The organism is Roseococcus sp. YIM B11640 (assembly GCF_049727625.1).
In the GTDB taxonomy this organism is placed as follows: Bacteria; Pseudomonadota; Alphaproteobacteria; order Acetobacterales; family Acetobacteraceae; genus Roseococcus.
In genome coordinates this window covers 55427-74663 of the sequence record NZ_JBBJOZ010000002.1, presented here as the reverse complement: position 1 = coordinate 74663, position 19237 = coordinate 55427, and the positions used below count along the sequence as shown (strand labels likewise).

Annotated in this window: 18 protein-coding genes; 4 read left to right on the top strand and 14 right to left on the bottom strand. The window is 69.9% G+C overall.

What is annotated here, in order from left to right:
- Positions 1-20 precede the first annotated feature (20 nt).
- The 4 genes from WJM96_RS07795 to WJM96_RS07780 all read right to left on the bottom strand — a co-directional run bounded on the left by WJM96_RS07795 (position 21) and on the right by WJM96_RS07780 (position 3680).
- Positions 21-1748: a DcaP family trimeric outer membrane transporter gene (locus WJM96_RS07795; RefSeq protein WP_424811906.1), complete on the bottom strand. Its 1728-nt coding sequence runs from the start codon at positions 1746-1748 to the stop codon at positions 21-23.
- Between the two features lie 7 nt (positions 1749-1755).
- Positions 1756-2058 (bottom strand): glycine zipper domain-containing protein, encoded by a 303-nt coding sequence (locus tag WJM96_RS07790; protein ID WP_424811905.1) that lies wholly within the window; start codon positions 2056-2058, stop codon positions 1756-1758.
- An 11-nt stretch (positions 2059-2069) separates the two neighbouring features.
- Complete coding sequence (locus tag WJM96_RS07785) at positions 2070-2483, bottom strand: Rap1a/Tai family immunity protein (protein WP_424811904.1); 414 nt, start codon at positions 2481-2483, stop codon at positions 2070-2072.
- Between the two features lie 114 nt (positions 2484-2597).
- Positions 2598-3680 carry a helix-turn-helix domain-containing protein gene (locus WJM96_RS07780; RefSeq protein WP_424811903.1) on the bottom strand — a complete coding sequence of 361 codons (1083 nt, stop codon included), beginning with the start codon at positions 3678-3680 and terminating at the stop codon, positions 2598-2600.
- Between the two features lie 167 nt (positions 3681-3847).
- Between WJM96_RS07780 and glsA the strand changes: the two genes are divergently transcribed.
- Genes glsA through WJM96_RS07760 form a run of 4 tightly spaced genes read left to right on the top strand, consistent with a single transcriptional unit; the run spans position 3848 to position 8056 of the window.
- Entirely contained in the window at positions 3848-4852 is a 1005-nt protein-coding gene (gene glsA / locus WJM96_RS07775; protein WP_424811902.1) for a glutaminase A, read from the top strand.
- Positions 4853-4869: 17 nt separating this feature from the next.
- Positions 4870-6528, top strand: a complete 1659-nt coding sequence (locus tag WJM96_RS07770; protein WP_424811901.1) for an MFS transporter — start codon at positions 4870-4872, stop codon at positions 6526-6528.
- Positions 6525-7511, top strand: a complete 987-nt coding sequence (locus WJM96_RS07765) for an asparaginase (RefSeq protein WP_424811900.1) — start codon at positions 6525-6527, stop codon at positions 7509-7511. The genes WJM96_RS07770 and WJM96_RS07765 overlap by 4 nt, the downstream gene beginning before the upstream one ends.
- A 32-nt stretch (positions 7512-7543) precedes the next feature.
- A complete protein-coding gene (locus WJM96_RS07760; RefSeq protein ID WP_424811899.1) occupies positions 7544-8056 on the top strand; it encodes a DUF1269 domain-containing protein in 513 nt (170 codons plus the stop codon).
- Between the two features lie 144 nt (positions 8057-8200).
- Here WJM96_RS07760 and WJM96_RS07755 read toward each other — a convergent pair whose 3' ends face one another.
- The 10 genes from WJM96_RS07755 to WJM96_RS07710 all read right to left on the bottom strand — a co-directional run bounded on the left by WJM96_RS07755 (position 8201) and on the right by WJM96_RS07710 (position 19197).
- A complete protein-coding gene (locus WJM96_RS07755; protein WP_424811898.1) occupies positions 8201-9802 on the bottom strand; it encodes a proton-conducting transporter membrane subunit in 1602 nt (533 codons plus the stop codon).
- Positions 9799-11280: a complex I subunit 5 family protein gene (locus WJM96_RS07750; protein WP_424811897.1), complete on the bottom strand. Its 1482-nt coding sequence runs from the start codon at positions 11278-11280 to the stop codon at positions 9799-9801. The genes WJM96_RS07755 and WJM96_RS07750 overlap by 4 nt, the downstream gene beginning before the upstream one ends.
- Complete coding sequence (locus tag WJM96_RS07745; protein WP_424811896.1) at positions 11273-11566, bottom strand: NADH-quinone oxidoreductase subunit K; 294 nt, start codon at positions 11564-11566, stop codon at positions 11273-11275. The genes WJM96_RS07750 and WJM96_RS07745 overlap by 8 nt, the downstream gene beginning before the upstream one ends.
- Positions 11566-12504 (bottom strand): hydrogenase subunit MbhD domain-containing protein, encoded by a 939-nt coding sequence (locus WJM96_RS07740; RefSeq protein ID WP_424811895.1) that lies wholly within the window; start codon positions 12502-12504, stop codon positions 11566-11568. Before WJM96_RS07740 ends, WJM96_RS07745 begins: the two co-directional genes overlap by 1 nt.
- Positions 12501-12779, bottom strand: coding sequence for a cation:proton antiporter (locus WJM96_RS07735; protein ID WP_424811894.1), 279 nt, complete (start codon positions 12777-12779; stop codon positions 12501-12503). The genes WJM96_RS07740 and WJM96_RS07735 overlap by 4 nt, the downstream gene beginning before the upstream one ends.
- Positions 12776-13039, bottom strand: coding sequence for a monovalent cation/H+ antiporter complex subunit F (locus tag WJM96_RS07730; protein ID WP_424811893.1), 264 nt, complete (start codon positions 13037-13039; stop codon positions 12776-12778). Before WJM96_RS07730 ends, WJM96_RS07735 begins: the two co-directional genes overlap by 4 nt.
- Positions 13032-13496, bottom strand: a complete 465-nt coding sequence (locus tag WJM96_RS07725; RefSeq protein ID WP_424811892.1) for a Na+/H+ antiporter subunit E — start codon at positions 13494-13496, stop codon at positions 13032-13034. Before WJM96_RS07725 ends, WJM96_RS07730 begins: the two co-directional genes overlap by 8 nt.
- Positions 13497-16565 carry an efflux RND transporter permease subunit gene (locus tag WJM96_RS07720; protein ID WP_424811891.1) on the bottom strand — a complete coding sequence of 1023 codons (3069 nt, stop codon included), beginning with the start codon at positions 16563-16565 and terminating at the stop codon, positions 13497-13499.
- Positions 16562-17611, bottom strand: coding sequence for an efflux RND transporter periplasmic adaptor subunit (locus tag WJM96_RS07715; RefSeq protein WP_424811890.1), 1050 nt, complete (start codon positions 17609-17611; stop codon positions 16562-16564). Before WJM96_RS07715 ends, WJM96_RS07720 begins: the two co-directional genes overlap by 4 nt.
- Positions 17612-17787: 176 nt before the next feature.
- Positions 17788-19197 carry an alpha/beta hydrolase gene (locus tag WJM96_RS07710; RefSeq protein ID WP_424811889.1) on the bottom strand — a complete coding sequence of 470 codons (1410 nt, stop codon included), beginning with the start codon at positions 19195-19197 and terminating at the stop codon, positions 17788-17790.
- Between the last annotated feature and the right edge of the window lie 40 nt (positions 19198-19237).

The following is a 19237-nucleotide window of genomic DNA, read 5'->3' as shown; positions in this document are numbered from 1 at the left end:
TCTGCGCTGTCGCGCCCCGATCAGAAGCGGGCGATCGTCGCGAAGAGGATGCGATTGGCGATGCCGTGCCCCACCTGGCCTGTCCCCGCCGCCGCCGCACCGCCGTAGATATCCCTACGCGTGTGGACGAATTCCAATCCGAGGTCGAGCCAGCTCGCGGAGAAGCCGCCGTCACGCACGGTCCCGAAGGGGCTCCAGATCAGGTTGGCGAAGATCTGGTGAACACCCCTGTTCAGCGAGGTCGCGGCCGCGGAGCCTGGCGCGAAGGAAAGCGCATAGCTCGGGAAATCCTGCCGCGAATAGGCATAGGAGAAGTTGCTGCGGAGCTGCGGCAGCCAGAAGCGGCGGTAGGCTGCCGTCACGCCCCAGGCCGGGATCGGGTTGAGGCTCACGCTGCCCTGCACGCCCGCCAGGCCGATGTTGGAAAGCGCATCCTGCCCATTGGTGCTGCCCGGGAAATAGCGGCCGATGCCTTCGCCGTAATAGGCCATGCCCAGCAGCTCGTCCGCGCCGAACCAATCCGAGACCCAGCGCATCGGGAAGCGCCCATGAGCAGCGAAGCCCCAGCCCGTCGCGCGCACGCTGGCCGGCGGTGCCACCGCCACGGCCGCCGTGCCGTCGGGACGGATCTGGATCTGGCGCAGCAGGCCCCGCATACCGACCTCCAGCCCATCCTTGCGATAGGTCAGGCGGCCCAGGAAATCCGGCATGGAATTGAAGGATGGGCTCGCGCCACCGTCGAGGCCGCTGCCGGGCAGGAACACGCCGCGCGCCGAGGTGTACTGCGTCTCCGGCGCTTCTATCGAGAGCTGGCCCGTCAATCCGGGCATGAGCCGGCCCGTGACGCGCAGCTGAGCCTGCCGGATGAAGGACTGGTTGAGGTTCGTGGCGTCGATCAGGGTCTCGAACAGCCCCTCGTTCCACAGGCTGTTGGCCTGGCCCGCCAGCACGCGGAAGGAATCGGAGCCGAGCTCCGCCCAGGCCTGGCGCAGGCGGAAGACCGCGTTGGTCGAGGTCGCGGCACCGCCGCCGAAATCGCCTTCGATGCGCGTCTCGAGCGTACCCCATCCGGTGAGCGTGCGCGTGTCGATGCCGAAGCGGCTGAAGCGCGCGGTAGCGCCGAAATCGCCGCCTTGCCGGTCGGCATCGCTGCCGCGCAGCGGAATGCCGCCAGGCAAAGGCGCATCCGTCTGGTTGCGGGCACCGAAGTCGTTATAGGCGGAGATCTTGGCAAAGCCGTAGAGCCGGACCTGCGTGTCGGTCCCCGGAACGCGAAAGGCGATCCCCGGCAGATCGGAGCGCAGCGCATCCTCATAGGGGCTACCCATGAGTTCATTGGCGCGTAGCCCAGGGACCGTCCGCTCGGCATAGGAAGCACCGGCCGGCGGAAGCGGCGCGGGCGCCGTGGCCAGGCTGCGTTGAATCGCCGCGGCCTCGTCGGCCGAGGCACGAGCCTCGCGCGCCGCTTGCTGCGCGGCCTGGGCATCGGCCTGCACGGCGCGGCGCGGGGCTCGCTCCGGCGGAGGCGCGGCCGCTACGGCCGGGGGCCGGGCGCTCTGCCGCGCGACCCGGGCCTCGAGTTCCTCGAGGCGCCGGCGCATGGCGTCAAAGCCCGAAAGCTGGCGCCGCATCTCCTCCACCTGACGCTGCAGCTCCGCGACGGTCGCGGCCTCCCCTTGCGCGTGTGCGCCCGAGGAAAGACCGGCCACGCAAAGCCCCAGGACCAGGGCGAGAGGACGCGGCGTCACGAGAACGTCAGCGCCGCGCGGGCGGCGGTGGCGGCGCGCCGGCTCGCCCGGCAGCGACCCCCTGGTTGAAGGCGCGCTGGCGGCTGCGCTGGTGCTGGTCCCAGGCGAAGCCGCCCGCACCGCCGACGCCCGCGCCGATCAGCGCGCCCGTCCCGGCATTGCCGGACAGCGAGCCGATGGCAAGGCCGGTGAGCGCGCCGGCGGCGGCACCGCCGCCGATGCGCTGCGTGGTCGGGCTGACATACATGGGCTCGTTGCAGCCGGCGAGGCCGGCGAGCAGCAGTGTGGGGATCACGAAACGGATGCGCATGGCTGTACCTTTCACCGGCGGCTGCCGCGCGCCGGCGCGGAGGTCGGGCAGGGATAGGCGGAGGCGGCCCAGCGCATCAGCCCGTCGATGGCCTTGTCATTGCCATAACCTGGATTGGCAGCGACCCAGGCGACGAAGGCGCTCTGCGCCGCGTCGAGCGTGGGCGCCGGGTCCGGCAGGCAGAAGACGGCCGGCGCGCCGCCCGGACGCGTGATCTCGGTGTGATACTGCCAGGCGCCGATGATGAAGCCGCGGCAATAGCCCACGGCCATGGCGCCCTCGCCGTCCGGAGCAGCGGCGCAGAGGTTCGCGAGCGTGGCGGTGCTGAGCGGCCCCGTCGCCGGACTCGCCGTCTGCGCGGAGGCCGCGCCCATCGCGCCTGCCATCAGCAGCAGGCCGCCCGCCCATGTCCCGAGTTTACGCATGTTCGATGCCCTCTCCGTTCCCGGACATGCCGGGTTGTCCCATGACGCTAGGATTGCGGGGGGCGCGATCCAATAGGCGCGCCGTACCCCCATGGTGCCGAGAATCCCAACCGGTCACAGCCGGCGCAGGGTGCTCACGAAGTCGCTTCCCGCCAGCGCGCCCTCGCCGCCCTTGCGCGCGGGCGCGGCGAACCATCCGCATTGCGCTGCCGCGCGAAGCTGACTCGGCGCATAGCCGAACTCGCGGCGGAAGGCGCGGCTGAAGGCCGAGGGGTCGAAGAAACCGAAATCCTCGGCGACACGGATGATGTCGCGCGCGTGGGACTGATCCGCGATGGCCCGGTGCGCTTGCCGAAGGCGCTCGCTCTGGATGTAGCGCGCCACGCCGCCGAAGGGCTCGAAGAGCCGGTAGAGCTGCGAGCGCGACACGCCGGCGAGCTTGCAGAGCCGGTCGGGCCCGAGCCGCGTGGACCGCAGGTTCTGTCGGATGATCTGCCGTATGCGTCCGAGCCGCGCGCGCTTGACGGTCGCCTCGCCCGGCTCGTTCGGCAGGTTGGGCGTGATGCAAGCCGCGATCACGGCGCGCGTCGCTTCCGACAGCCGCGGCAGATCGGCGGTGGGCATGTCCGGCAGCGTCGCGGCAAGCCCGTCCATGAAACTCGCCAGCACGCCGCCCATCGCGCTGGTCAGCGGCGTATCCCAGCAGGCGTCGAGCGCGGGGGCCAGATGGGTGAAGGCATCGCGCGAGACGTAGAGCGACAGCCATTCCGCATCGCCGCGCTCACCGTCGAAGCTCTGGTCGAGGGAGAGAATGTGCGGAACGCCGGCCGGGATCCACAGATCCGCGCCATCGATCCGGATTCGCGTCGTGCCCTTCCGTACGAGATTGATCTGCCAATGGTCGAGCGAGTCCCGCCGTATCTGCGCTTCGGTGCGACGAAAGCCGAAGGCCGGAGAGGTGACGGTGCTGAACGCGAAATGCCCGAACTTCCATAAGCGGAACCGCACGGCATAGCCCGGCGGGCGGTCCGGCAAAGGCCAGCATTCGATGACCGGCGCACAATGCTCGCGCCACGCGTCGAATTGCCGCGCCACCGGAAGATGCTGGGTGGAGAACTCGATCGATGAGGAACTCGCGTACCCCCCATCCGCCGCAATCTCCGCGCAGTCTTCCGCAACACTACCGCGACCGTCCATCCATCGATCCTCCGGGCCCCGCAGGACCGGATATATTCGAAGCGGCACACTGCACCGTATCGCCCACCGAAATCGGGACGCAAGGGATAGTTCGAGGATTTCCGGCTCATCTGCCCTAGGCTGGGAGTACCTAGTGTCACATCACAGACCCGGTGGAAGGGCCAGACATGGATATCCGCCTGCACCTCGACGACGCCGACGCATCCCACACCGTATCGACTGGCCATCTTCCCGATCCCGACCGGGTCCGCCGCCTCGTGGACGAGGCATGGGCGCGCTATGCGCCGATCTCCGAGGGCAAGGTCGCGGACTATATTCCCGCCCTGGCCTCCGCTGCGCCGGACCTCTTCGGCCTTTGCGTCGCAAGCGTGGATGGCGCCATTTACCAGGTGGGCGATGCCGAGCGCCCCTTCTCCATCCAGAGCATGTCCAAGCCCTTCGTCTTCGCCCTGGTCTGCCAGGCGTTGGGCGGCGGCCAGGCCCGAGAGAAGATCGGCGTGAATGCGACCGGCCTCGCCTTCAATTCCGTCATGGCCATCGAGCTCAATGCCGACCGTACCATGAACCCCATGGTGAACGCGGGCGCCATCGCGACCACGAGCCTCGCCCCCGGCGGCAATGCCGAGGAGAAGTGGAAGTTCATCCGCGATGGCCTCTCGCGTTTCGCCGGCCGCGAGCTGGAGATGGACCAGGAGGTCTATGCATCCGAGGCCGCGACCAACCAGCGCAACCAGGGCATCGCACGGCTGCTGCTGGGCTACGGCCGAATGTATTCGGACCCCGACGAGGCAACGGACATCTACACGAGGCAGTGCGCGCTGAACGTCACCGCCCGCGACATGGCGGTGATGGGCGCCACTCTCGCCGATGGCGGCGTCAATCCGGTGACGCGGGAGCGGGTGATGGATGCCGACCGCTGCGCCCGCGTGCTGGCCGTCATGGCCACCGCCGGGCTCTACGAACAATCGGGCGACTGGCTCTACGAAGTCGGCCTGCCGGGCAAGAGCGGCGTGGCGGGCGGTATCGTGACCATCGCGCCCGGAAAAGGGGGTCTTGGCACCTTCTCTCCCCCGCTCGACGAGGCAGGCAACAGCGTGCGTGGCCAGCTCGCCACCAAGTTCCTTTCCGAAAGGCTCGGCCTGAATCTCTTCGCGTCCAAGCCAGAAATCTGAACCAAGGAGCCCCCGAGATGAGCGCCACCACTGAAGAACCCCGCGCCTCCTGGGTGCCAATGATCGCCATCGCCCTCGGCCAGGTGCTGATGTCGTTCAACGTCGCCGCGCTGCCCGTGTCGCTGGCGGGCATGGTGAGCAGCTTCGGCGTGCCACCCACCACCGTCGCGACCGGGATCGTGATGTACTCGCTCTCCGTCGCGGGCTTCGTGATGCTGGGCGCCAAGCTGGTGCAGCGCTTCGGCTCGACGGCGGTGTTCCGCGTCGTGGTCGGAATTTTCGCCATCGCGCAGGTGATGATGGTGATGGCGCCCGTCGCCACGATGATGCTCGCCGCCCAGCTCGTCGCGGGCCTCGCCGCCGCGGTCATTGTCCCGGCGCTGGTCGCGCTCATCGCGCATCACTATCGGGGCGCCCAGCAGGCGACGGCGGTGGGCGCGCTCGGCTCCGCGCGCGCGGCGGCGGGCGTCGCCGCCTTCCTGATCGGCGGCATGCTGGGCACCTTCATCGGCTGGCGGCCGGTCTTCGGCATCCTCGTCGTACTGGCCGGCATCGTCTTCCTGCTGAGCTTCAAGCTGAAGCCCGAGGATTCACGGCCCGATGTGAAGATCGACTTGGTGGGCGTCGTGCTCGCCGCCTGCGCGATCATCATGATCGTCTTCGGCTTCAACAACCTCAACCGCTGGGGCCTCGGCGTCGCGCGCCCGGGCGCGCCCTTCGACGTCCTGGGCATGTCGCCGGCACCGCTGATGATCGTCGTCGGCGCGATCCTGCTGCAGATCTTCATCAGCTGGTGCCGGCGCGTCGCCGCGCGCGGCGGCACGCCTCTGCTGGATCTGCGCGTCATCACCTCGGGCGAGGAGCGCGCCGCGGTCTACGCCATGTTCACCGTGGTCGGACTGGAAGCGATGCTGAACTTCACGGTCCCGCTCTACATCCAGATCGTCCAGGGCCGCACGCCGATCGAGACCGCCGTCGCGATGATGCCCTTCAACCTGACGGTGTTCTTCACCGCCATGCTCGTGGTGCGGCTTTACGACAAGGTCTCGCCCCGCCGCATCGCGCAGGGCGGCTTCCTGCTCTGCATCGCGGGGCTTCTGTGGCTCGCCTTCGTGGTCCGCAACGACTGGTCCGCCGTCCCGGTGATGTTCGGCCTGATCGCCTTCGGCCTCGGGCAAGGCGCCTTGGTGACGCTGGTCTTCAACGTGCTGGTGACCGCCGCGCCCAAGGAGCTCGCGGGCGATGTCGGCTCGCTGCGCGGCACCACGCAGAACCTCGCGGCCGGCGTCGGCACGGCGGTCGCGGGCGCGCTGCTGGTGGGCCTGCTCTCGGCCGGCATCGTCTATCGCGTGGCGGAGAACCCGCAGCTTCCGGTGGGCGTGCTGTCGCAGATCGACATGGACAGCATCAACTTCGTCTCGAACGACCGCCTGCTCTCCATCATGGAGCGCACCGGCGCGCCGCCCGCGGCGGTCGAGGAAGCCGTCCGCATCAACACGGAGGCGCGCCTGCGAGCGCTGAAGATCGGCCTGCTGATCATGGCCGCCGTCGCGGCGCTCGCCGTCATTCCCGCGAGCCGCCTGCCCGCATACCGGCCGGGCGAGATCCCGGACGGCATCCAGCCTCGCGGGCGCCCGCCAGGACGCCGCGAGGAAGAAGCGGCGGAGAACGCATGAGCCGCAAGCCACGCCTCCTCTTCCTCTCGCTGGGCGGCACCATCACCATGGTGCCGGGCGAAGGGGCGGGGATCGCGCCGAAGCTCGGCGCGGAAGAGCTCATCGCTTCCGTGCCCGCGCTCCGCGAGGTCGCCGAGATCGATGCCGCCTCGCCCTTCCGCCTGCCCAGCCCGTCGCTGGGAGCGGACCACATCATCGACGTCGCCAAGCGCATCGAGGATGCCTTCGCGGGCGATATCGACGGCGCCGTGGTCATCCAGGGCACCGACACCATCGAGGAATCGGCTTTTCTCCTCGACCTGCTGATCCAGGGCGACAAGCCCGTGGTGGTGACGGGCGCGATGCGCGGTGCCGAGGCGCCGGGGGCGGACGGGCCGGCCAATCTGCTGGCCGCCGCGCGCGTCGCGGCCTCCCAGGAAGCGCGGGGCCTCGGCACGCTCGTCGTGCTCAACTACGACATCCACGCGGCGCGCTTCGTGCACAAGGCGCATACCGCCCTGCCCTCGGCCTTCGCCTCGCCGCTCACGGGTCCTGTCGGCGTGATCGCGGAGGGCCGGACGCGGATCCTCACCCGCCCGCCCCGCCTGCCGACGCTTCCCACCTATGGCGGCCCGCCGCCGCCGGTCGCACTGCTGACCTGGAGCATGGGCGAGGACGGCCGCATGCTCGATACGCTTCCCGGGCTCGGCTACCGTGGGGCGGTCATCGGCGGCATGGGGGCGGGCCATGTGCCGGCGGATGTCGCGCCACGCCTGGGCGAGCTGGCGATGCACATGCCCGTGGTGCTCGCCGCGCGTACGCTGACGGGGCCCGTCTTCACCGAGACCTATGGCTATCCGGGCTCGGAGATCGATCTGCTGCAGAGGGGGCTGATTCCGGCCGGCATTCTCTCCAGCCTCAAGGCAAGGCTGCTTCTGGGCCTCGCGCTCCGGGGCGGCGGCGGACAGGCTGCCGCCGGAATGGCCTTCGCCTCCTATCGCTGACCTCTTTTTTCACATTTTCCTGGAGTAACGCCATGTCCGACCTTCTTGTCATCGCCTACCCGACCGAGGCCCGCGCCGAGGAAGTCCGCACCAAGCTGCTCGGCCTGCAGCGCGAATACCTGATCGAGCTGGGCGACGCCGTCGTCGCGGTGAAGCAGCCGGACGGCAAGGTGAAGCTGAACCAGCTCTTCCAGCCCGTCGCCGCGGGCGCCGCCTCCGGCGCGCTCTGGGGCACGTTGATCGGCCTGCTGGTGCTCATGCCCCTGGCGGGCGCGGCCGTCGGCGCGGCCTCCGGCGCGCTGGGCGGCAAGCTCGCCGACCTCGGCATCAACGACAAGTTCATGAAGGAAGCCGCCCAGGCGCTGAATTCCGGCCAGGCCGCGCTCTTCCTCCTGATCCGCAAGATGACGACGGACAAGGTGATGGCCGAGCTTTCGGGTAGCGGCGGCACCATCCTGCGCAGCTCCTTCGACGAGACGAAGGAAGAGGCGCTGCGCGAAGCCCTGACAGGCGCGCAGGCGGCCGCGGGGCAGCCCTCTGCCTGACGTGGCGGGATGCGCCCTCCGGTTCCGCTGGATCTGGGGGGCGTTTCCGGCTAGGATAGCGCCTGCCAACGCCCGGGGTCCGCGCCCCGGGCGTTTCTGATTCCGGGAGGTAAGATAGTAAGATAGTAAGGTAGTAAGGCGGCCTCAGCGGGCGGCGAGCAGCGCGGCGCCGAAGCCCACCACCAGCAGAAGCAGCGCCAGGCCAGCATGCGGCCAGGCCCGGAGTTCCGCCTCGGCGCGGTCGATCGCCGCGGAGAACGGCACGCTCACGCTCAGATAGGCGCGCTCCTCCAGCACCAGGACATCGCCTTCCGGGATGCGAGGCAGGCGGCTTTCCACGCGCTTCAACGCCAAGGCCCCGGCACCACCCAGCAGCACGGGCCAGAGCGCCTTCCAGAGCTCCGCCGGCTTCAGCGCATCCCCGAGCGGGCCGATCCCGAGCGGCGCGTAGAGCATGGCCGGCAGCACCAGCGCCGCGAGCGTCATCGCCAGCCAGGGCACCACCATCCCGGCGGGGCGCGGCGCGCCCTCCTCCGGCATGGCGGCGCGGAGATGGCGGGCAAAATGCAGCATGAGCACGGTCGTGCCTGCCGCCGAGAAGGCGGAGAGCCAGCCCAGCATGCCTGCGCCGAGCTGATCCTTCAGCGCCGCCTTGCCGAAGGCGCCGCCCGTGAGCGGGAAGCCGCCGAAGCTCAGCACGAGCAGCAGCACCGGGAGCAAGACGGGCCAGGCCCGGCGGCGGGCCGTCGCATACGCCACACCGACCGCCAGGAACAGCGCTCCCTTGGCGAAGAGGTGATGGCTGGCCGCGAAGGCCGCGGCCAGCGGCGCGCCGGTCTGCGCGGCCGCGAGGCCGAAGCCCAGCGCGGCGGATACGACACCCATCTGGCTCACGGTGGAATAGGCCAGGATGGTCTTGGGGTTGGACTGCGTCACGCCGATGGCCACGCCGTAGAAGGCCGTGAGGAAGCCCAGCGCGCCCAGGAACTCGCCCCAGTCCACGAGGCCGTGGTCGAAGGGCAGGAAGCGGATCAGGCCGATGATGCCCGCCTTCACGATCACGCCGCTCAGCACCGCCGAGGCCGGCATGGGTGCCGCCGGATGGGCCAGCGGCAGCCAGACATGCAGCAGGAAAAGCCCCGCCTTGAGCCCAAAGCCCGCGAGGATCACGCCGATCACGACATCGCGGTTCGCGTAGTCCGGCAGCGTCGTCATCACGTCGCGGATGGCCAGGCTCGGGCCCGTGCCGGCGAAGGCCAGCAGCGCGAAGGCCGTGAGCAGCAGGATCTCGCCGATCACCGTCAGTAGCAGGTAGATGGAGCCTGCGCGCCACGCCCGCGCCGTGCGGTCATGGATCACCAGGCCGTAGGCGGCGAGGCTCACCATCGCATAGGTCAGGTAGAAGCTGACGAGGTCGCCCGAGACGAAGACGCCGAGGCTGCCGGCCTGGGTCACCAGCCACCAGGCCGTGAAGCGCCGGAAATTCGGCTTCGGGCCGAGATAGGCGGCGGCATAGGCGCCGGCCGCCATCCAGAGCAGCGCCGCCGCGCCGAGCAGCACGGCCGAGGGCGCGTCCAGCGCAAGGGTGAAGCGCAGGCGCTCCGCATCGAAGACAATGGTGTCCCCCGCGCAGAACAGCGCGGCGAGCAACCCGGGCAGCGGGGCAAGGATCAGCAGGACGGACGAGGCCCTGAGAGCCAGCAGCAGGAGCGGCCAGAGGATGGTGAGGAGAAGCAGCGCGCTCATCCGCCAATCCTGCCGATCTGCGCGACGCTGAACGAACCAAGCGGCACCAGCCCCATCACCGCCGAGAGGAGGGCAAGGCCCAGAACCACACGCTCCTGAAAGTTGAACGACGCGGGCAAGGAGACGCGCGCCGCGCCGTCGCCCTGGATCGAGGCCGCCAGTACCCGGAAGACATAGCCGCCCGTGAGCAGCCCGCCGCAGAGCATCACCACGCCCCACCACCATTGCCCCGCTTCCAGCGAGGCCTGGATCAGCAGCCATTTCGCCGTGAAGCCGCCGCTGGGCGGCACGCCCATGAGCGAGAGCCCCGCGAGGCCGAAAGCGATCACCGTCATGGGCATGGCCCGCGCGAGGCCGCCGAGGCCATCGATGCGGTCATGCCCCAGCGCCTTCGCCGCGAGCCCCGCGCCGAGGAACATCGAAGCCTTGGCAAAGGCGTGAGACACCGCCTGCAGGATGCCGCCGAGCCAGGCGGCCGCCGCTTCCGGTCCCGCGACGGAGAGCGGGAACATGAGGAAGAGGTACCCGATCTGCGCGACCGTCGAATAGGCGATGAGCAGCTTGAGCCGTGCCTGGCGCAGCGCGACCAGGCTGCCGATGAGGATGGCCGCCGCGCCCAGCGCCGCCAGCAGCTGCATCGCGAGGCCCGAGGCGGCGGCAGGCATCACGCCCAGCCAGAGGCGCAGCAGCAGGAAGAAGGCCGCCTTCACGACCAGCGCCGAAAGCACCGCGCTCGCCGGCGCCGGCGCGCCCGCATGGGCGGGCGGCAGCCAGAGATGCAGCGGGAAGAGGGCCGCCTTGGCGATGAGCCCCGCCGTCATCACCGCGGCGGCGAGGATGGTGGCGCCATCCGCCCGTGCGATGCGCGAAAGCTGGACCAGGTCCAGCGTGCCGTAGCTGCCGTAGAACAGGGCGACGCCGAGCAGGTAGAGCACCGAGCCGAGCAGCGCGAAAAGCAGGTAGCGCAGCGCGGCCTCGAGCGTCTCGCGGCTGCCGGCGAGGCAGGCGAGCGGCACCGCCGCGAAGGTCATCAGCTCCAGCCCCACGAAGAGGTTGAAGAGGTCGTTGCTCAGCAGCGTGCAGCACATGGCCGACCACAGGCCGAGCAACAGGCACCAGAACATGAGCTCCGAGCGCGACTCTGTCCCTGCTGCGAAGTCCGGCCGCACGAAAATCGAGGTCGCCAGCAGGACGATGGCGCTGGTCAGGAGCAGGGCGGCGGAAAGCCCATCGGCGCGCAGCGCGATCCCCAGCGGCGGCGCCCATCCGCCAAGGCGGTACGAAATGGCGGCGCCGCTGCCCATCAGCTCCACGCAGATCGCGACGGCCAGCATCAGGCCTAGGCCGAACGCCGCGGGGGCGAGGTTCGCGGCACGCCGGCCACCCAGCGCGAAGGCCAGCAGCAGCGCGATCACTGGGAGGATGAGCGCGGCCACCAGCAGCAGCCCGCCCGGCGTGGTGACCGGCGCCTCAGTCACGGGGTTTCCCCCGCGCGGCCGCCAGCCGCACCAGGATCGAGACGGCCAGCGTCGTCGCAGCCAGGGCCACGACGAGGCCCGTGATCACCAGCGCCTGCGGAACCGGGTCGCCAGGGAAGCCCGCCCCCTCCCCGCGCCGCGCGATCACGCCGAAGGTGAGGAAGACACCGCCGCCGAGCAGGTTGAAGGCAAGGATGCGGCGAAATGGCTCGGCCTGCACGAACACCCCGTAGAGGCCGATTCCGATCAACGCCGCCGCGACCAGGCTGAAGATCTGGGGCTCCATCACCCCTCCTCCGGCGGACCGACCAGCAGCAGCGCCAGCGCCATGGCGATCGAGACCGTCGTCGCGGCCTCGATGAGCAGGATGAGCGGCTTGGTCACCGCCTCGGGATAGGCGAGGAAGCCCTCGGCCGTCAGGCAGCCCAGCGCGCCGATCGCGATGAAGAGCAGCGGCCCAGCAACCAGCGCGCCGCGCAGCCCCGGGCTCGTGACGCGGGGCGCACGGACGAGGCCCGCCATCCAGGCGAGGATCCACATGGCCGCGAGCACCGCGGCCCCCTGGAACTTCCCGCCCGGCGCGTCAGCGCCGGTCCAGACGATATGCACGCCGATCACGATGCCGATGGGCGCCAGGATCCGCACCAGCAGGGCGAAGGGCCCATGCTCCTGCCGCGGCATCGCGGGCCCGGGCGCGCGGCCCCAGGCCCCGTCGGGCGCGAGCGACCAGACGGCGATGACGGCCAGCAGGACGACCACCGCCTCCAGCAGCGTGTCGATGGCGCGCCAGGTCATGAGCGCGCTGCTCACCGGATTGCCCAGGGCGGTGCGCGCCAGGTTCTCGGCCGCCAGCGGGGCGAGGCTGGGCGCGGGCTCCGGGAGGCCCAGCAGCACGAAGCCGACGGCGCCCGCGATCAGGGCGCTGAGGCACCCCGCCGCGATCCGCACGCCGGGGCCGGCCACGTCCTCCGGCGCCGCGAAACGGTGGCCGGCCAGCCGCGCGGACGCATGCAGCAACAGGATGCCCGTCGCGCCCGCGCCGATGGCGGCCTCGGTCATCGCGACGTCGACCGCGCCCAGGCGGATCCAGGCGAGGCTCAGCATCATGCCGAGGCCGATGAAGCCCACCAGCGCCGGAAAGACACCGCGCGCCGCGACGGTCCAGAGCGCAAGCCCCACCACCGCCAGCGCGATCACGAGATCGAGCACCGTCCCGGCGATCATCGCCGGGCCGCCCCCGCGATCATCTGCCCGACGGTGCCGCCCGAGACCGTCAGCAGGGCCCAGATCAACAGGAGCTTCATCGCGCCCATCCAGGAATCGCATTGCGGCATGAGGCCGACCAGGATGAGGCCGGCACCCAGCGCATCGGCCTTGGTGAGCGCGTGCAAGCGGCTCAGCGCATCGGGAAAGCGCAGCAGGCCGACCGAGCCGGCCAGCAGGAAGAACAGCCCGGCCAGCACGGCGACGATGGTTAAGATATCCGCCGCGAGGCTCATTCCTCGCCCTTTCCGGAGCCGAAGCGCACGAAGGCGGCCGAAGCCGTAGCCGCCAGCAAGGCCAGCACCAGCGCGGCATCCAAGATCGCGGGTTCGTCCAGCGCGAAGGCCAGCAGCGCCATGGTCGCAATGGCGGAGGTGCCGAGAAGCTGCACGGCCATGATCCGGTCCATCGCCGCCGGGCCGCGCCAGCCACGCCACAACCCGGCCAGCGCCGTGAGCAGAGCGACAGCCGCGGCGAGGGTCAGGAACTCAGCCAAGCAGCGCTCGCGCGACGCGCGCCTCCTCCCTCGCCATGTCGTCGGCGACGGGCTGCGCGCGATCCAGCGCGTGGACGGCGACGACATCCCCGCCTTCGTGCGGGACGGGCAGCGTCCCGGGCATGAGGCTGGACCAGGTGAGCAACGCGTCGCGGACCATTCCCGCCGGCAGGAGGGGCCGGAAGGCGACGACGCCCGGATCGAGCCTCAGGTCGAAGGCGCGGCAGGCCACGGCGAAGCCCGCGACGAGCGCCCGGACGGGATAGGACAGCACCAGCCCCAGGAGAGGCAGCGCCTGCGGCCTGAACTGCCCCGGCGGCAGCAGGGCGAGGCTCGCCCGGCAAGCCAGGCCCGCGGCAACCACTCCCAGCGCGAGGCCCGACAGCGTGGCGCCATCGGCCGCGAGCCAGACGGCGAGGAAACACGCGAACCTCGAGGCGGCCGCGCGCGCGGGCATCTAGCTCCTCGCCGGGCCGCGCGATGCCGGCTGCCCCCGGAACCACGCGACGTAGAGCGTGGGCAGGAAGACGAGCGTCAGCAGCGTTGCCACCAGCAGGCCGCCCATGATCGCGAAGGCCATGGGGCCCCAGAAGACCGTCGGCGCGATCGGGATCATGCCCAGTACTGTCGAGATCGCCGTGAGCATCATCGGCCGCAGGCGCGAGGTGCTGGCGCTGAGCACGGCCGCCCACACATCCCGGCCCTCCGCGCGGTCGGACTCGATCTGCACGATCAGGATCACCGCGTTCTTCGCGATCATCCCCAGCAGCGCGAGGATGCCCAGGATCGCGACGAAACCCAGCGGCTGTCGGAATGCCAGCAGGGCCGTGACCACGCCGATCATGCCCAGCGGCAGTACCGCCATCACCATGGCGAGGCGCTGGAAGCTCTGCAGCTGGAACATGAGCGCGGTCAGCATCAGCACGATCATCAGCGGCACGACCGCGAAGACCGATGCGCTGGATTCAGCGCTCTCCTCCGCGATGCCGCCGAGCTCGATGCTGTAGCCGGCGGGCAGCGTGGCGTTGAGCTCCGCGATGCGGGGGGCCAGCTCGCTCACTACCGTATCGGGCAGCACGCCGGGGCGAACATCGGCCTGGACGGTCAGTGTGGGGACACGGTCGCGGCGCCAGATGAGCGGGTATTCCTGCTCATACTCGAACGTCACGAACTGGCTGAGCGGCACGCTGCGCCCACCCGGCAGGAAGACCTGCATGGAGCGGAGGTTGGCCAGCGAAAGCCGCTCCTCCGCCGTCGCGCGGGCGATGACGTTCACGAGGTAGATGTCGTCGCGCACCTGCGTGATGGTCGTGCCCGTGATCGCGGCATTGAGCATCGCCGAGAGCCCGGCGGAGCTCAGCCCGAGCTGGCGCGCCTGTTCCTGGTCCACCCGGAGGCGCAGCTGCCGGGCGGGCTCCATCCAGTCGAAATTGACGTGCCGCGCGCCCTCGCTCGTGCCCACCACCTGCGCGAGGCGCAGCGCCACCTGCCGCACCTGCTCGAGGTCGGAGCCGCTCACCCGGTACTGCACCGGCCAGCCCACCGGCGGGCCGAGCTCCAGCGGCGAAACGCGGGAGACGACATTGGGGAATTCCTCGGCGAGCCGCTTCTCCAGCCGCTCCTGCAGGCGGATACGGCTCGGCAGGTCCTTCGCCACCACCACAACCTGCGCGAAGAACGGATTCGCGAGCTGCACGTTGAGCGGCAGGTAGAAGCGGATGGCGCCGCGGCCGATATAGGAGCTCCAGCGCTCGATATCCGGGTCCTGCGCCAGTGCCTGCTCCAGCCGCGTGGTCACCTCCTCGCTCGCCAGGATGGAGGCGCTTTGCGGCAGGGTCAGGTCCACCAGCAGCTCCGTCCGGTCGGAGGCAGGGAAGAACTGCTGCGGGACGAAGCGGATGCAGAAGATCGAGAGCGCGAAAACGCCGAAGGTCAGGGCGATGGTGATCCAGCGGGCGCGCATCGCCGTGGTTAGCAGCTTGGTGTAGACCCGCATCACGAAGCCGTCATTCGCCGCGCCCGTCCCGGCCTTCTTCATCAGCGGTTTCTTCAGCAGCGCCATGCCGATGAGCGGCGCGAAGAGCACCGCGACGAACCAGGACACGATCAGCGCGATACCCACCACGGCGAAGATCGAGAAGGTGTATTCGCCCGCCGAACTCGCCGCGAAGCCGATGGGCACGAAACCCGCGATGGTCACCAGCGTCCCCGTCAGCATGGGGGCCGCGAGGTTTCTGTAGGCGAAGGTGGCCGCCTGCTCCTTGCTGTCGCCGACCGCGAGGCGGCGGATCATGGCGTCCACCGTCGTCATCGCGTCGTCCACCAGCAATGTCAGCGCGATGATAAGCGCGCCCAGCGAGATACGCTGCAGGTCGATGCCGACCAGCGACATGATGGGAAAGACGATGGCGAGGGTTAGCGGGATGGACAGCGCCACCACCGAGCCCGGCCGAACGCCAAGGCTCACGAAGCTCGCCACCACGATGATGAGGATGGCCTGCCAGAGGCTCTCGGTGAACTCGCCGATGGCGGTGTCCACGGTCACCGCCTGGTCGGCCACGAGCGTCGGCTCTATGCCGATGGGCAGCTGGGCACGGATGCGCTCCATCTCCGCCTTGATATTCCGGCCAAGGGCCAGGATGTCGCCTGAATCCCGCATGGCCACGGCGAGGCCGATCGCCGGGCGCCCGTTGACGCGGAACATGGGCTGCGGCGGATCGGAATAGGCGCGATGCACCTCGGCGATGTCGCCGAGCCGGATCACGCGGTCGCCCACCTGGAAGTTGACGGCAAGGATATCCGCTTCGGATTCAAAGGAGCCCGAGACCCGCAGCGCGACACGCTCATCCCCCGTCGTCACCACGCCCGCGGGGCGGACGACATTCTGTGCCTGCAAGGCACCGAGCAGCGCCTGGAGATTGAGACCGAGGCCCGCCAGTCGTTCGATAGAGAATTCGATGAAGATCTGCTCGTCCTGGGCGCCCAGGATCTCGATCTTCGAGACGTCGGGCACCAGCAGCAGGCGGGAGCGCGCGGCCTCCACCTGGTCGCGCAGCTCGCGATGGGTAAAGCCGTCGGCGGTAAAGCCGTAGATGATGCCGAAGGTGTCGCCGAAATCATCGTTGAAGCCCGGGCCGATCACGCCCGGCGGCAGGGTGTGGCGCATATCGCCCACCCGCTTGCGGACCTCGTACCACATGTCGCGCACGATGGCCGGCGGGGTCGAGCCCTTGAGGTTCACGAAGATCGTGGTCGTGCCCGGGACGGTGTAGCTCCGGACATCGTCGACATTCGGCGTTTCCTGGAGCGTGCGCTCGATCCGCTCGGTGACCTGCTTCAGCGTCTCCTCGAGCGTGGCGCCAGGCCAGGAGGCCTGCACGACCATGGTCCGGAAGGTGAAGGCCGGATCCTCGTTCCGCCCGAGGCGCATGAAGGCGAGGCTGCCGGCCACCACGGCGACCAGCATGAAATAGACCATCAGCGACCGGCGGCCGATGGACCATTCGGAGAGGTTGGGGCCGATCACGACGCGGCGCCGAGCAGACGGACCTTCTGGCCTGGGCGAAGCGCCTGCACGCCAGCCGTCACCACGATGTCACCGGCCACGAGCCCGGAGGACACCACGACCCCGGCCGGATCGAACCGCGCCACCTCGACGCGGCGCAGGGAGACGGTCTGCGCGGCCGGATCCACGATCCAGACGGCCGGCTGGCCGTCCAGGCGCGTCATGGCGCTGGCCGGGATGGCGAAGCCGTCCGCACCGCCGATCTGCATGCGCCCCGACACGGTGGAACCCAGGCGCAGCCCGGTCGGCGGGTCGGAGAGGCCCACACGCACGGCAAAGGTGCCTGTCACGGGATCGGCGCGGGGCGCCACCTCGCGCACGCGGCCCTGGGCGCGGATAGACGGGTCACTGGTCAGCGAGACCTCGATCAGCGGGTTCTCGGGCGCACGGTCCTTGATCCCGGCGGGAACGCCGAAGACGGCATCGCGCCCACCATCCTGGGCGATCTGCAGGATCATGCGGCCCGGCGCCACCACTTCGCCCGGCTCGGCGCCGCGCGCGGTGACCGTGCCGGAGGAATCGGCGATCAGATCCGTGTAGCCCAGCCGGTTCTCGGCGATGTTCAGCTGCGCCTTGGCGGAATCCGCGGCCGACTGCGCGGCCTGCAGCACCTGCGTCGCCTCGTCGTAGCGGACCCGGGTGGTGAAGCCGCTCTGCAGCAGCTGGCGCTGTCGGGAATAGTTGTTCCGGGCCTCCACGACGCGCGCATTGGCGGCGACCAAGGCAGCGCGGGCGGCGCGGAGGTTGTTCTCCTCATTGTCGCGGTTCAGCCGGGCCACGACCTGACCCGCCGTCACGCGGTCGCCCACATTGACCGAACGCTCGATTATGCGGCCGTCGATGCGGAAGGAGAGGTTGACCTCCGTCTCCGCCTGGATGGTGCCGGTGAGAGCAACGATCTCGCCCCCCGCCCTGCCCTCGACAGAGATGACGCGCACGGGCCGGATTTCGGCCGGCGGGGCCTGGGGGCCGTCGTCACAGCCGCCGAGGGCGACGAGAAGCGCCATCAATCCCAGTCGCGATATCACGGCCATCCGCCAATTCCCCGCAGGATGCTGAACCAACCCGAACGAAGTCTGAGGCAAATCCCAAGCGAGGCCAGCCCCATTCTCCGTTAACCTTTTTGGCCGGCCCGAGCGCGGGTGGCTTGTCCCGAAACTACGCATGGCGTCCCAAAGAGAGCTCAGGGCCGCGGCGGAATCCCCTCTCCGATGCGGCTCAGGACATAGGTGTAGAAGGGGTTCCACGAGATCCTCACCAGGGAATCCAGGGCCAGGATCAGCACGCCCACCTCGCCGCGCGCCGCCATGGCGCCCAGGCTCACGCCGAACTCGCCTTCCGGCTGCGGGCGCGTGCCGTAGAGCGAATCCCAGGGCGGGAACGGCAGCGCCACATGCGACAGCGAATAGACGTCGCGTGGATAGATGAGGCCGAGCCTCCTCTCCTGTTCCACATCCGAGCCGGCGGCCGTGGTGCGTTCCACCATCTCCGCCTCGTCATCCGATGCGTTGGTGATGAAGGTCAGGCGCCAGTTCCGGGGCGCCGGGGGGACCATGCGGGCCAGCGAGGCGTCGAAGGCCGGGCGCAGCAGCGGGCCGAGCTTGGTGTTCCGGTTCCGGTCGAACAGCACGAGCTCGCTGCCATTGGCCGGCAGGAATTCGTAGAGCGCGCTGATCACCGCCCGGGTGCTCACCGTGAAGTCCATCACCGACTGAAAGGTGAGGACGGGCGCCAACTGGTCCAGCCGCCCGGCTCGCGAGAGCGTGCGGACCTGCTGCTGCAGCGCCTGGGTCAGCCGGTGCGACTGGCGCGCCCCGTTCACGGGAAAGGAATTGTACTTGAACGGATTGAACTCGGGGATGCGGCTGAGCCAGGCCGCCTTGGCGAAGGCCGGCAGCATGGCGGGCAGGCCGGCAAGGCCCGCGAAGCGAGCGAACACCGTGATCCCGATCATGGGCGAGAGCAGCACCAGCCGGGCCGGCCGCGCAAGGGCCGGGTTCTCGATGGCGTCCATCGCGTATTTCAGGGCCAGCGCGCCGCCATTGGAGAAGCCGACCATGTGCAGCGTGCCATCCGGCCCCACGCGCCGGCGCGCCTCCCGCATGGCGAGCCGCGTGGCGGCGGCCCAGTCTTCCCAGCTCGTGTCGGTCAGGGCAGCAGGCACCGTGCCGTGCGCGGGCACGCGCAGGCCGATGGCGACGAAGCCCGCGTCGCGGTACTGCGCCGCGATATGCCGCAGGCTGTAGGGCGCGTCCGTCAACCCATGCAGGAGCACCACGGCACCACGCGGCGTGCCCTCGGGCTCCAGCACGTAGCTGCGGTTCCAGTCCTGAGCGAAGCGGCCGGGATAGATCGGGCTTCCCGCGAAATAGCGGTTGTCCGGGGTCCGCCGCTCGGGTGGCAGCTGGTCCGTGACCTCGCGGCGCAACTCGTCGAAAAGCCGCGCCTCGGCGGCCAGGTATCCCTGCCAGTCGAGGCGGTCGATCTCCTCGGCATGCAGGTCATGCAGCGCGGCCCGGTGCCAGAGCTCCAGCGAGGGGCCGCGCTCGGTCTCGAAGACACGAAGCGCCAGGAACCCAATGAAAACGCCCACACAAAGAACGGCAAGCCGCCTCGACCACTTCCACGCAACG